Annotated in this window: 12 protein-coding genes; 1 reads left to right on the top strand and 11 read right to left on the bottom strand. The window is 62.8% G+C overall.

Translation table 11 applies throughout. The features are described from left to right. Positions 1-62 precede the first annotated feature (62 nt). Entirely contained in the window at positions 63-1,463 is a 1,401-nt protein-coding gene (rlmD, locus tag ACZ47F_RS07670; protein WP_464924157.1) for a 23S rRNA (uracil(1939)-C(5))-methyltransferase RlmD, read from the top strand. Positions 1,464-1,529: 66 nt separating this feature from the next. Here the strand turns inward: rlmD and ACZ47F_RS07675 are convergent, their stop codons facing one another. The 11 genes from ACZ47F_RS07675 to ACZ47F_RS07725 form a co-directional block, all read right to left on the bottom strand. Then, positions 1,530-2,231: a Bax inhibitor-1/YccA family protein gene (locus tag ACZ47F_RS07675; protein WP_464924158.1), complete on the bottom strand. Its 702-nt coding sequence runs from the start codon at positions 2,229-2,231 to the stop codon at positions 1,530-1,532. Between the two features lie 129 nt (positions 2,232-2,360). Continuing rightward, the gene (locus tag ACZ47F_RS07680) at positions 2,361-3,302 is read right to left on the bottom strand and encodes a carbohydrate kinase family protein (protein ID WP_464924159.1); all 942 of its coding nucleotides are present in this window, start codon (positions 3,300-3,302) and stop codon (positions 2,361-2,363) included. 5 nt (positions 3,303-3,307) lie between these two features. Beyond that, positions 3,308-4,828 carry a lysine--tRNA ligase gene (lysS, locus tag ACZ47F_RS07685; RefSeq protein ID WP_464924160.1) on the bottom strand — a complete coding sequence of 507 codons (1,521 nt, stop codon included), beginning with the start codon at positions 4,826-4,828 and terminating at the stop codon, positions 3,308-3,310. 78 nt (positions 4,829-4,906) lie between these two features. Beyond that, entirely contained in the window at positions 4,907-6,163 is a 1,257-nt protein-coding gene (locus tag ACZ47F_RS07690; protein ID WP_464924161.1) for a DUF4010 domain-containing protein, read from the bottom strand. An 18-nt stretch (positions 6,164-6,181) separates the two neighbouring features. Beyond that, the gene (locus tag ACZ47F_RS07695; protein ID WP_464924162.1) at positions 6,182-6,784 is read right to left on the bottom strand and encodes a GspH/FimT family pseudopilin; all 603 of its coding nucleotides are present in this window, start codon (positions 6,782-6,784) and stop codon (positions 6,182-6,184) included. A 25-nt stretch (positions 6,785-6,809) separates the two neighbouring features. Next, the gene (locus ACZ47F_RS07700) at positions 6,810-7,292 is read right to left on the bottom strand and encodes a type IV pilin protein (protein WP_464924163.1); all 483 of its coding nucleotides are present in this window, start codon (positions 7,290-7,292) and stop codon (positions 6,810-6,812) included. A gap of 45 nt (positions 7,293-7,337) precedes the next feature. After that, complete coding sequence (locus tag ACZ47F_RS07705; RefSeq protein ID WP_464924164.1) at positions 7,338-10,928, bottom strand: pilus assembly protein; 3,591 nt, start codon at positions 10,926-10,928, stop codon at positions 7,338-7,340. Between the two features lie 44 nt (positions 10,929-10,972). After that, complete coding sequence (locus tag ACZ47F_RS07710) at positions 10,973-11,584, bottom strand: pilus assembly PilX family protein (protein ID WP_464924165.1); 612 nt, start codon at positions 11,582-11,584, stop codon at positions 10,973-10,975. 2 nt (positions 11,585-11,586) lie between these two features. Then, the gene (locus ACZ47F_RS07715) at positions 11,587-12,552 is read right to left on the bottom strand and encodes a prepilin-type N-terminal cleavage/methylation domain-containing protein (protein ID WP_464924166.1); all 966 of its coding nucleotides are present in this window, start codon (positions 12,550-12,552) and stop codon (positions 11,587-11,589) included. Continuing rightward, positions 12,549-13,100, bottom strand: coding sequence for a type IV pilus modification protein PilV (gene pilV / locus ACZ47F_RS07720; RefSeq protein ID WP_464924167.1), 552 nt, complete (start codon positions 13,098-13,100; stop codon positions 12,549-12,551). The genes ACZ47F_RS07715 and pilV overlap by 4 nt, the downstream gene beginning before the upstream one ends. Continuing rightward, positions 13,084-13,617 (bottom strand): GspH/FimT family pseudopilin, encoded by a 534-nt coding sequence (locus ACZ47F_RS07725; RefSeq protein WP_464924168.1) that lies wholly within the window; start codon positions 13,615-13,617, stop codon positions 13,084-13,086. The genes pilV and ACZ47F_RS07725 overlap by 17 nt, the downstream gene beginning before the upstream one ends. Positions 13,618-13,712: the final 95 nt, after the last annotated feature.

Consider the following 13,712-nt stretch of genomic DNA (forward strand, 5'->3'; position numbering starts at 1 on the left):
CGGCCCAGCGCCTGGCCGAGAGCGGGCGGGCTGGAGCCGTGGTATCTGTTCCAATGCAGCCCATGGAACACGGTGAATGCTTGGAATGGCTGCGCATTGACAGCCTGGATCTGGAAGGTCGCGGTGTGGGCCGCAGCGAAAACGGCAAGGTGGTCTTCGTCTCGAATGCCTTGCCCGGAGAGCGGGTCCAGGCCCACATCAGGCGCAGCAAGCGCCATTGGGAATCGGGCGTCGCGGTCGCGTGGGAGCATCCCTCCAGCAGCCGGGTTACGCCGCGGTGTGCGCATTTCGGCGTTTGCGGGGGCTGCAGCATGCAGCACGTCGATCCCGCGGCACAACTGGCGTTCAAGCAACGCATCCTCGAAGATGATTTCTGGCATCTGGCCCGGCTGCGGCCGCAGACCGTACTGCGCCCAATTGCCGGACCGAGCTGGGGTTATCGCACCCGGGCGCGGCTGACGGTTCGGCTGGTGGCGAAGAAGGGCGAGGTGCTCGTCGGTTTCCACGAAAAGGCATCCAGCTATGTGGCCGACATGCACAGCTGTGTGATCCTGCCGCCGCAGGTGTCGGATCTGCTGTTGCCGCTGCGCACCCTGGTGGCCGGCCTATCCTGCGCGCAGCGGGTGCCGCAGATCGAGCTGGCCGCCGGTAATGACGTGACCGCGCTGGTGTTGCGCCACCTGGAGCCACTGACCGAGGCAGACCGGCAGGCGCTTCGCGCTTTCGGCACCCGGCACCGGGTGCAATGGTGGCTGCAACCCAAAGGCCCGGACTCGGTGACCCCGCTCGATGCAGATGCCGCGCCACTTTGCTACACCCTGCCGGAATTCGGCATCACCATGCCGTTTCGCCCGACCGATTTCACTCAGGTGAACCCGCAAATCAACCGGGTGATGGTGGCGCGGGCGTTGCGTCTGCTGGATGCGCGGGCGACCGACAGGGTGATCGACTGGTTTTGCGGCCTGGGTAATTTCACCCTGCCGATCGCGACGCAGGCCCGTCAAGTGCTGGGGATCGAGGGTAGCGCCACGTTGGTGGCGCGTGCGCTGGACAATGCCATGTACAACGGCCTGCAGGACAAGGTGACCTTTACCGCGCGCAATCTGTTCGAGATGAACGCCGCCGATCTGCAGGCCTATGGCGAGGCGGATCTGTGGCTGGTGGATCCGCCGCGAGACGGGGCGCTGGCCTTGTGCAAGGCGCTGGTCGAAGCTTTGGGAGGCAAGCGACCCGGCCGGGCCGAAGACGCAGGCGATGCCCTGCAACCGGCGCGGCAACACCAGTGCGCGCGGTTCAATCCACCGCGACGGATCGTTTATGTGTCGTGCAATCCCGCCACACTGGCGCGGGACGCCGGGCTGCTGGTGCACCACGGCGGCTACGTTCTGCGCGCTGCGGGCGTGATGAACATGTTTCCGCATACCGCGCATGTGGAATCGATGGCGGTGTTCGAGCGGGCCTGATGCCGCTGCGCCGCGCATGAAAAACGCCCGCTGTCGCGGGCGTCTATCGGACGCGGGAGAGCGGGATTACCGCCGACCTCCGCCGCCGAAAAAGCTCAGGATTGAGAGCAGGTTGACGAACACGTTGTAGATGTCGAGGTAGATCGCTAGGGTTGCGGTGATGTAATTGGTCTCGCCGCCGTTGATGACGCGCTGCACGTCGATCAGCATGAACGCCGAAAAGATGATGATCGCAACCACCGAGAAGGTCAGCATCAACGCCGGCAACTGCAGCCAGAGATTGGCGATGCCCGCGAGGATCAGCAGGATCACGCCGACGAACAGCGTCTTGGCCAGGGCCGAGAGGTCGCGTTTGACCACATTGGCCATCGTGGCCATGGCGCCGAAAATCACCGCCGTGCCACCGAATGCCAGCATGATGAGCTGCGGCCCGTTGCTCATGCCCAGCACAAAGCCGAGGATTTGCGACAGCATCACCCCCATGAAAAAGGTAAACAGCAGCAGCAGCCAGACGCCCGTGCTCGAGTTCTTGGTGCGTTCGATGCCGAACATCAGCCCGAACGCGCCGGCCAAGAAGGCGATCATGGTCAGCCCCGGGCTTTGTGCCATGGCCAGGTTCAGCCCGGTGACCATGCCGACCCAGGCACCGATGACCGTGGGGATGAGCGACAGCGCCAGCAGCGTGTAGGTTTGCCGCAGCACCTTGTTGCGCACGACTGCTGCGCCACCAGGCTGGGCGTAAATGGTGTAGTCGCGTTGCTCGTTCATGGAAAAGCTCCCTTGATGGAAGTGGACTCTGTGATTCAGACTCGCCTGCGGTAAATACGTTCCATGAGCCGGATTTCAATCCCTGCGGGATGAGTTTGCAAGTGGCCCGCGCAGCATTTCAGCTCGGCTTCAGATCTGCGGCGCCATGCGGTAGACAGCCTGCATGCGTTGCAGCGCGGACTGCAGGCTGAGTTGGTGATTCTGCGGACCATGAACCGCAATTTTTTCTGCGCCAAGCACATTGCCCAGACGGCAGCTGTTGAGCAGCGACCAGCGGCGCGACAGTCCGAACAGCAGGCCGGCGCGGAATGCGTCGCCGCAGCCGGTGGGATCGCAGACCTGGCGCGCGGGCACGCCGGCGATGTCCACCGCAGCTGCATCCGCCGTCCAGACGCGGCAGCCCTGTTCGCCGCGCGTGACCACCAGTCCATCGACCTGCGAGGCGATGTGATCCAGACTCCAGCCGGTACGCTCGACCAGCAGCTCAGCCTCGTAGTCGTTGACCGCAACCCAGCTGGCCTTGGCGATGAAGTCGCGCAGTTCGGCACCGTCGAACATCGGCAGGCCCTGGCCCGGATCGAACACGAAGGGAATGCCTGCGTCGGCCAGTTGCGCGGCGTGATCGATCATGGCTGAGCGGCCGTCGGGCGCGATGATGGCCAGATCGACCCCGGCATCGAGAGGCACCGGCAGCTCGTGCGCCCGGCCCATGGCACCCGGGTGAAACGAGGTGATCTGGTTGTTGTCGCGGTCAGTGATGATGTGGGCCTGTGCGGTAAAACAGTCGGGCAGCATGCCGACATGGGTGCGTGGGATGCGCAGTGCGTCGAGCCGGTCGAGATAGCTCTGGCCGTCGGCTCCGACCGCGCCCAGGATCAGTGGCTCGCCGCCGAGTAGTGCCAGGCTGTAGGCGATGTTGCCGGCGCAACCGCCGAACTCGCGTCGCAGGGTGGGCACCAGAAAGCTGATGTTGAGGATGTGTACCTTGTCGGGCAGGATGTGCTCGGCAAAGCGGCCGTCGAAGGTGGTGATGGTGTCGAACGCGAGCGAGCCGCAAATGAGGGTGGGCATGGGGGTCAGCCCTCGAAACGCAGGGCGGGAAAGAGAATGACGTCGCGGATGCTGGGTGCGTCAGTCAGCAGCATGACCAACCGGTCGATGCCGATGCCGCAGCCGCCCGCCGGCGGCATACCGTATTCCAGTGCGCGTACATAGTCAGCGTCGAAATACATGGCCTCGTCATCTCCGGCTTCCTTGGCCTTGACCTGCGCGGCAAAGCGTGCGGCCTGATCCTCGGGGTCGTTCAGTTCGGAAAAACCGTTGGCGATCTCACGGCCGGTGATGAACAGCTCGAAGCGCTCGGTGGTGTTCGGGTCGGCATCCGAGGCGCGCGCCAGAGGCGAGACTTCCACCGGATAGTCGACGATGAAAGTCGGCTCCCACAGCAGATGCTCGGCAACCTCCTCGAACAACGCCAGTTGCAACGCGCCCAGTCCCATGCCCTTGAGCTTGTGCGCGGTGTGGTCGGCGTCGAGACGGCGCAATTCGCCGCGTAGAAAGCCGTCGTCGGCCAGCTGGGCGTCGGTGTAGTGCGGCGCGTGCTTCCGGATCGCCTGAGTGAGGGTCAGGCGGGCAAACGGGGCGCTGAGGTCGAGGGTGCGACCTTGGTGTGTCAGCACGGTCGTGCCGCAGGTGAGCTGCGCGGTGTTGCGGATCAGCGCCTCGGTGAAATCCATCTGGTCGCGGTAGGTCCACCACGCGGCGTAAAACTCCATCATGGTGAACTCGGGGTTGTGCCGCGGGCTGAGGCCCTCGTTACGGAAATTGCGGTTGATCTCAAACACCCGCTCGAAGCCGCCCACGAGCAGCCGCTTGAGGTACAGCTCGGGCGCGATGCGCAGATACATCTGTTGATCAAGCGCATTGTGATGGGTGACGAAGGGCTTGGCTGCCGCGCCGCCGGGAATGGGGTGGAGCATCGGCGTTTCCACCTCGATGAAGCCCGCGGCGAGCATCTCGCTGCGCAGCGCGGCAATGGCCTTGCTGCGCAGCGCAAAGCGTTCACGCGACTCGGGGGAGACGATGAGGTCGACATAGCGCTGGCGGTAGCGGGTTTCGACATCCTCAAGGCCGTGGAACTTGTCGGGTAGCGGGCGCAGGCTCTTGACCAGCAGCCGCACCTGCTCGGCCTTGATGGTCAGCTCGCCGGTGCGGGTCTTGAACAGCACGCCCTCGCAGCCGATCCAATCGCCTAGGTCGTAGTGCTTGAATGCGGCATGCGCCTGCTCGCCGGTGACATCGTTGGACACATGAATCTGGATGCGGCCGGTGCTGTCCTGCAAAGTGGCAAAACTTGCCTTGCCCATGATGCGCTTGAGCATCAGGCGGCCCGCCACTCGCACGCGCACGGCTGCGGCGTCGAGCGTCTGCGGTTCGTCGCCGCCGTGACGCGCCAGCAGGCTGGCAGCATGGTGCGTGGGCTTGAAATCGTTGGGGTACGCCGGACCGGCCTGGCGCAGCGCAGCCAGTTTGGCGCGACGTTCGGCGATCAGCGGAGAATCATCCAGTGGGGGCGTCTGGCAGGGGTCGGTCTTCATGCAGGCGGGATGGGCAGGGGGCGGTAGTCACGCGACGAATAAGCAGAGAATATGACGCGCAGGCCTAACCGAGCGATTCTAGACCGGCACCAAACCCAGGGAGCGGCTGGCCCACAGCCCGAGCCAGAACAGGCCGATCAGGATCGGCTGAGCTGCCGCGTTGGCGATGCCAAAACGAAGCTGCGCGCCGGCAAGTCCGGCCACCGTCTTGCTGATGGCATTGGTCGATAGCGCCAGGCCGATGGCCAGCAGGGCCTGCTGCGTGGTGAAGCCGCCGCTCGCTGCAAACTGTGCCGCCGTGGCAGACGCCACATGCGCGTCGCCCAGGCCGACCAGCCCGGTGGCGATCACGGCTCCCGTGTTGCCCAGCCAACTGCGCACCACCTCTGCGCCCAGCAACACGGCTGTCAGAACGCTTGCGAACAGCAGCGCCTGGAGCGGCTGAAACGGCCGATGCTGTGCAGACTGCAGGTTGGCGTCAGCCGGTTTGGGCTGCCCACCGCGTCCCCACAGTGCGCCCACCACCAGCAGCACGCCAGCGCTGTACAGGGCCAGCGCAGGCAGCAGGGCGGCGAGTAGCGCGGGTGCGATCAGCGCCACTAGCGCACCGAGCTCGGCGGCAGTCGCCAGGTTTGACAGCAGCGCCGCACGCAGGCAATCGGTCTGCATCTCGGGCTGTGTCCGTGCGCGCTGTGCCATGCCCGCAATCGTCGCGGTGCTCGAGATGAAGCCTCCGGCCAGACCGGACAGCGCCAGGCCGCGCTGGCTGCCTAGCACTCGCATCGCTAGGTGGCCGAGTGACTGAATGGCCACGACCAGCACCGCCAGCAACCACAGGGTGTGCAGGTTCAGACCGGCCAGCCAGGCGATTTTCCGGTCGGGCAATAACGGCAGGATCACTAGCGCGGCTGCAGCCAGCATGAGCACGGCTTGCATCTCCGCGTTGCTCAGCACATGGCGCGCGAACCCATGCAGCGCGCTTTTCGCCGCCAGCACAGCGGCAACGACCACGGCCAGACCAGCGGCCCATCCCGGCGCCTGCTGCGCCAGCGCGCCAATCAGCACGGTCAGCAGCAGGGCGAACTCGGTGGTGAGTCCCGGGTCGGTCTTGCGGGTCTGGACATGGCCGGAAAATGCCAGTAGCGCAAAGGCGCCGAGCAGGACCGCCAGCGCGAGCGGCCCAAGCGCAGCCGCAGTGGTACCGGCAAGCGCTGCCAGCACAAAGCTGCGCAAACCCGTGGGCGATTCCGGCGGTTGACTGCGCTCGCGCTCCACACCGATCAACAGACCAGCACCCAGCGCAGCGGCCCAGGGCAGGAGGGTGGGGTCGGGCATAGTTTGGCCCAGATCCGGTTAGGGGGCGGAGCAATCGCCATCCCGGTCTGATTCTTCCAGACGCAGCCGACCTGACTTGGCCAGCACCAGATCGCGCACATTGTTGACAATCGGTGCACGTACGCACAATCGGATGCGTCCGGCCGAGAATGCACCGTCTGCCTGCTGCGCAACTCCCAGCGGTGTGAAGATCACCGCCTTGCGCAACGGGCCGTTCGCGAACGCCATGACGTCCCTCGGCAGTTCCGCTGCGGTGTGCAGCACAGGCGCGTCGTCATCCGGCAGGCCGTTGCGGTTGTCATCGAAAAACATCAACCAGCCCGCGGCCCAGTTCCACTGCGCCGCGTCATGGCATTTCGGCGGCACGCCGGCGCACAGCGCCACAGGGCGTTGATGCGAAATGGCGGTCTGCCTGGCCAGCGCAAACGCCGCGGCCAGGCCATTGGTCGCAGTTGCCAGCCGATGTTGCAAGACCCAGTTGTTCAGCCAGGGCAGCGCCCAAGTCAGCAGCAGCGCGGCGATGGTCAGTGCGGCAAGCACCTCGAGCAGTGTGAACCCACGGTGCTGGCCCCCTTTGGGCAGAGGCCAATGGCTTGGGAGCCGGGCTTTGGCGTGTGGCATTGCCGTTTGGCCGTAAGAGGAAAGCTCAGTTTGCCCAGCACGCGCCGCTATCGCCGGTGCCGGTGGCGGTCTTGCTGCCAAGTTGGTTGAGACTCAACGCGCCGCACGCTGTATCGCGGCTCTTCTGCGCGTTCTTGGGGGTGGCCGTCACGGTGAATGTGTCGCGACCGGCCACCACAGTGAAGTCGTAATCGGCACCCGAGTTTTGCGCGCTGGAGCAATCCAGCGGGGCTGCTGGCGGGGAGCCCACCAAAGAATTTGCGCCCCCGTTGGGGTCTTGGTCGTATCGCAGATTGACCGTGTAGTAGCGCTCCATTGCTGAAGCGTATTGCGCGACGCATCCAGCGGCCGCGGCGCGCTTGGTCTTGACCACGCTATTGACATAGGACGGATAGCCGATGGCGGCGACGACCGCGATGACCGCAACGACGATCATCAGTTCGATCAGTGAAAACCCCGCTGTCCACAGGCGGTGCGTCCCGTACGGGGAGAGCGCATGTTGATTCATGGCGAATGGATGAAATGGTTCAAAAGGAGCAGTGCAATGCGGGCATCAGAAACCCACCTCGCGCCAGGACACCCGACCGATACCGGCAGAGGGTGAAGTGATCGGCCCGAGGTTCACCGGGCTGCCGGACAAGTTGTTGAACTGCAGCATGATTTTTCCCTTGTTGTCGTAGCTGCCGGTCACGCCGCCAGCTGAGCCGACCGGATAGACCACCCCGTTGTATGCGACGTTGAACGCGGTGCCGTTGTTCGGCTTGTAAGTGGTCACGCCCAGACCGAAATCGGCTGTCAGGTTCGCCCCGGTGAACGGATCGACCAGCATCACCGCGCCGGATGGCACGGTGTTGCAGGGGTCGCTCACCTTCGGAATCATGGTGGTCACCAGCGCCATGCCGCCAATGAACTGGGTGCGGTTGATAATTCTCTCACCTGTTTGGGTAGAAAGATCCATATACCAACCTACTTTGCTATCCATATCGTTCGCAGTGGCCGGGCTCGTAGCACGCAGCAGGCTGCCATTGCCGGCACTGTCTTCCTTCAATATGGTGCGTTCCATTAAATTGTCCCGCGTGCTGCTGGAGGTGACAACCGCTGAGAGTAGGGGATTTTGAGAGTCTGTCGCAACTCTTAGCCCATACCATGTTTGCACCTGGTTGGACGGGATATCAGCGTCGCTCAGGTAGCGTCCTGTTCCGAACAGTGCCCAGGTGCTTTCCTTGCCACGGGTCGCGTTGTACGCGAGCGCGACCATGCTAGTGATCGGTTGCGGGTTGCCATTTTTGTCAACCGCTTTGAACACGCTGGTTCCGGTTTCGGTGGGTGAGGTCAGATCGAATTTCCAGAGATTGCCGTTGAGATCGCCCGCATAGGCCGCGTTGGAAATGCCGGTCTTGCTGTCGGGCTGCGCCAGCCCGGGCTCGGCCAGGCCGTCATTGAGTGCACCTGTCAGGGTGGGGCGGACTTTCAGTGTGCCGGTGGTCAGGTCGAATTCGAGCAATGCCGGCAGATTGGCCTTGCTGTTGTAGCCATTGCCCACATACGCTACCCACTTGGTGCTGGCGCCGTCCTTGATCTGGGCGATGACCGGGGCGCCGGTCATCTGCCCGATGTAGTCGCTGCAGTTGATGGCTACCGTGCCGGTGCAGGCGCCTGCATCGCCCGCAGAGCGTTCCCAGAGCAAGACCTTGGGCCGTGGCTTGGTCGGGTCGGTCGCGCTTTGCGCCAGTGCATCGAAATTGGCCGGGTTAGTGATGTCCAGCGCGTAGACGCTCTTGGCCGGGCCGCGGCCGGTCGTTCCCACCAGAATGGTGCGCCAGATCTTGCCCTGCCCATCCCCGGTGTCGAGATAGACGTTCTGGGTCGTGATCTTGCCATCGTTGTAGTACTGGTGCGGCACGGCCTGCGCGCCGGTCACGCCGTCGACTACGCCGTACTGCGGGTTGGCGGAGTTGGACAGGCCGCCCGCACTCGTGGCGGTCTGCGCCAGTACACCGGCGGGGAGGTAAGCGAACACTTCCTGCCCCGCGGGCTTGTCAGGATCGGGCGTCCCGTCGGTTTTGAGTGCCTGCTTCACGCGGAAGGCGTGCAGCATGCCGTCATTGGCGGCGACATAGACCAGAGGATCGCGGCTGGATTGGTTCGCCACGAACGTGCCGTAGCTCGCCGCGCCGGGAAAGGTGGCATTCACGTACAGCGTTTTGTCCGGCGCGGCGACATACACCGGTGTCGAGGAGATGATATCGCCGAGCATCACCTTGCGCTGTCGCAGCGTGGGGTCGGGGTTGTCTCCGCGCAGATAGTTGAGCATCGTCGTGCGGGAAATGGACTGCTTGTTGCCGTTCAGGTAGTAATCCAGCCCTTGCAGCAACGATTCGTCCAGAGCAGGCAGGGTATCGCCCGGGCCCAATTTGAAGGCCGTGGGTGTCTGGGTGGCTAGTGTGCTGGCCAAGCGGCTCATGGTCCAGATGTTGCGGTTGGCCGCAGCCGGGAATGCGCTGTTTGCCTTCCAGGCGGGCACATAGGCCTGCGCGGTGCTGTCCCACTTTTCGGCAGTCAATTCACCACTCCACTGACCGGTGTAATAGGTGCCGATGAAGCGGTACACCGCATCGGCGCTGCTCGATGTGCTCGTGCCCGATAGCGTGATCGCGTTGCCCGCACCCTTGCGGTCGGCAATCTGTGCCAGGGCCGATTTCAGACCGCTGATGAACTCGGTCGGATTTTTTGCAGAGAAGAAATCTCCATGCCCGTTGATCGCGGCGTGAAGCAGGTCGGCGATATTGTTGATGCTGTTATCGGCCGGTCGCGGCCATGTCATGCTGGTCACACCAGAAGGTGGCGTGCCGGTGCGCGCCCATTCAAATAGTTGTGGCGGGGTCAGCGAGCTGGGTGTGATGCCCGTCGGGGTGAAGCCCAGGCCCATGGTGAAGGTGGTCATGTGCTGCCAGAACGCCGGGTCGCTGGGTGTGGTGGGCACGTTGTTCGCCGCACTTGGCCGCAGGTCATTTTGCCAGTATTGCATCGCCACATCGGCAAGGGTGTTGGAATAGGAATCGGAATAAGGCTGTGCTGCAATGCGCTGGTATGTCGCAGGTGCAGTGATTTTGGGTCCATTTTCTCCATCGACATTGCCCAAGTTGATTGATGAATCGGTGTCGGTGTTCCAATACCCGTCGGTCGTTAGAATGGTGAATGCAGGGCGGCAGGTCAGCTCAGTTTTGTCAGTTGGGCTCGTCTGCCACGGCTGATCGGTTTTGTAATATTCGCCGACAGCTTTTAGTGCAGAGCGCAGCGGGGTGCCACCATACGGAGTGATCGTTGTGAGCCAGTTCCAAAAATTGGCTTTCTGTGTGCCTTTGGAACCATCGCCAAAGGTGTTTACGGCTGCGATTTTATTATTCTGATTGTAGGGCGATGAATAGGTGTAGGGTGTTGGAGTGGTTGGTATTTTTGCCGTGTTTCGCCCATTGATTGATGCAAAACCGAAGCGATAGTTCTTATCAAGGCCAGAGAGGGCCAGGGTCAGGCCAGTTTTGGCCATTAATATCCTGGTTCTGTAATACGAAAACCAATTTGCGACATTTTGTTGCTGTGCTGTGTCGGTGGTGCAATTGGAGGTAAATCCAGAACAGCTTTGGCCGATGTACTTTTCTACGTTTGTTGCGGGGTCAATATAGGAAAACACGCAGTTGTACCCTTTATATCGAGACCCGCAGGTTGTGATGCTACCGCCTACATATTTATATTTGTAGTATTTATACCCAAGGTCTGGTGATGAGTAAGTCTGGATATTTGTTGATCCGCTTCCTGGGTTAAATCCATCAATCCATGCATTGGGGAATGTTGCATTTGGATAGTCTTCACCAGTCGCTTTTTTGGGGGGGATGTATTTGATGTTTGGGTTGTAATAAGTACCGTTTTTTGCGGAATTGGTGCCGGAGGCGTCGTCTGGCATGAAATCCCAGCTCATCGACCCCGAATCGTCCAGCATGAGTACCAGATTCGGCGGGATGGGTTTTTGCAGGATCAACGGGCTTTGGGCGACGTCTACGGCGGCTTGTGCCATGGGGGGCGTGGCGAACAGGGCGCACAGGGTGAGGACGAGACTTCGGCGGGTGAACGTGCGAATGGCGGGCATGGCAGACTCCGTCAACTGTGGCGCGGGGGAGGAAAACACTGGGGTCAATTGGTGCGGTAGATGGCTTGCAGTACGACCTGCGCGCGGTTGGGCGACGGCGCGCCGGCGCGTGCGGTGATGCGATAGCACTGGCCAGAGGACTTGAGCGAGTTGCCACCCCCCTGGTTGTTTTGGTCGTTGGTGAACTGGAAATTCCCGCCTTCGGTGCTGCACTGGCCCATGTATTGGATGAGGTAGGAGGGCTTGTTGCCGTACAGTGCGACGATCTGACCTGCGCCACCGCTTGCATCTTTCGCCGTGGGGGGGAAGACCCAGGCCGAGTCGGGCACCGTGTTGTCGTTTGCCGGGTTGTCTGTGCAAGGATTGTTGGCGCAGTCGATATAGGCGGCGCTGAACGTCGCAGGGTTGGGCGGGGTGTTCGGCGGCAGGATGGTCGATGCGGCGAACTGGAGTGTGGCTTCTGCCACCTGGAAGGCCTGGGTGCGGTCCACCGTGTTGCTGGCCATTTTTTCCTCTGTGCTCGACAGACGGATGGCGGCCAGGCCGATGATGGTGATGACCAGCAGCAGGATGAGCGAGACGATCAGCGCCACACCATGCTGCACGGTGCGTGTTGCGGTTTGAGGGTGAAACGGGGAGGGGGAGGACGGTTTCATGGTCAACGCACGCGGATGATGGTGTCGAAGGTGCGAATCAGGCGTTCCTGTGCGGCCGCGTTGGGGTTTCGCGGGTTGGTGACGGTTTGCAGCGTCAGGGCCAGATGCACGGCGGAGACGCTGTTCCAGCCATTGGCTGCAATCCCGCCCGCGTTGACGAAGTTCGGGCCGGTCGTCAGGTAACCGATCTGCATGCCGGTCACGCCTCGGACGATTTCCTCTGAAACCAGCGCATTGCCGGCATAGTGCGCGCGGTATAGCGACAAAGTGCCGGGTGGCGCGCCTGCTCCTGCGTTGCCGACATACCACGCGTGGGCGCTGTACGGGGCCACGTAGGCAGTGGCACTGAACGAGCTGCAGGAGGGCAACTGTGCGGCGCTGTTGCCGGGATTGCCATTGGTGGCGACCGGCAGCCCATTGTTGAATGCGCCAGTTTGGAAGATATACGCCTGGGTGCCGTCGCAGGCGAGCACGAGGTCGTTGACGCCGATGCCCACATCGGCCGGCGCGGTAGCCATTGGCACGATGGAAGAGCAGGCGGCATTGCCGGACACCAGATTGGCGCTGACCGTTCCAGTCCCACGGGTGACCAGCGCGGCGAAACCGCCCGTGGGTGCGGGCGCAGCCGGCAGCGGGGCGAGATCGGCTGCGTTGTCGACGCCGAACAATCCGGCGCCGTTGACCCACCGATACCAACCGTTGCCAGCGAGGATGTCATTGACCAAGCTATTGCCACAGGGTGTATTGCCGGCCTGACGGATGTCGCGCGCCATCAGCTCGAAGGCGATGCGGGCGTTGTCCTGCAGCTGGCTCAGGCCGCTGGTGGTGGTGTAACTCTGGCGGCTGGTTAGCAGCACGCTGACGACGGCGCCAATGACCACCAGACCGAGCAGCATCGCAACCATCAGTTCGACCAGAGTCAGCCCGCTTTGCCGCAGGCGGTCGGTTGGAGGGATGGAGTGCGTCATATCTGTGTCCAGAAGGTCAGCGTTTGCGCGGCCTGTCCGGCGGTGGCCTTGCTTTCGTTGAAGGTCAGCGTGATGCTGCAGTTGCTTGCGGTGACGTTAGGCCCGGTCGGCGCGCACGCCACGGTGCCGCTGGCTTTGGGCCCAAGCGCAAATAGGCCGCCGCGCTGTGCGTCGGGTGGTGCTGTGTTGTTGGCGGCTGCGTCATAGCCCAGGCACCAGTTGCGTAGCTGTGCCCGGGCCAGGGTGTCCGCGGCGTTGGGACAGTTGTCTGCGCTGACCGTGGCGTTGTAGGCGCCGGTCAGGGCATTGGCGCGGTCGGCACGCATCAGGTCGAACATCGAGTAAGCTGCGATGGCCGCCTGCGTGCGGCCAAGTGAGCTGGCGTTGTCTGCAAGGGTCTTGACCTGCAGCACGATGATGCCGAGGATGCCGATGGTCAGCACCGCGGCAGCAACCAGGATTTCCAACAGCCCGACGCCACGCTGTGCGAAGCGCGGCTTGGGGCAGACGCCGCAGGACCGCGGCGCGAGATCATTTGCAGTTCGCATTGGGAGCATCCGCCTTGCAGGATTGAGAATCGGTGCAGCTCGCCACGGTGGTGCCAGTGTAGAGATAGATGCAGCGGTGGTTGTCACCGTCGATGGCGTTGCTGGAGAGGTCAAACACGAGTCCGGTATAGCCGGTCGTGGTGTTGGGCTCGTGCAGCAGTCCCATGGGCGAGGCGATGAGGGCCTGGACCCGCGGCGTTGATGTGATGCCCGCTGAGACCGGGGCAGCCTGGGTGATAGGGACTGATGCGCCTTGGGTTGGGCGCGTGGACATGGCGCCGTCGGCGGTCAGTTGCACGTCGACACCGCGTTTGACTGCCTCGGTGCGCGCCAGGGTGAGCAGGCTCACCGCCTGATTGGCCTGTGTGGTCAGGCGGCTGGAGATGATCAGGCGATTGAAGCTCGGCACGGCTAATGCGAGCAGCAGCCCGGCGATGACCAGAGTGATCAAGAGCTCGACCAGGGTGAAACCGCGCGCTCGGCCGCACCGGGCTCTGTCGGACTGGGGGTGGGTCATCGCAGGGACTGCACGCCTTGGCAGCAGTGCGGAGAATAAAAGAAAGAATGTCATGTGTGACGGAATGTGTCTTTCGCACATTTTGACCGACTTCA

This window comes from Thiomonas islandica (genome assembly GCF_055383445.1).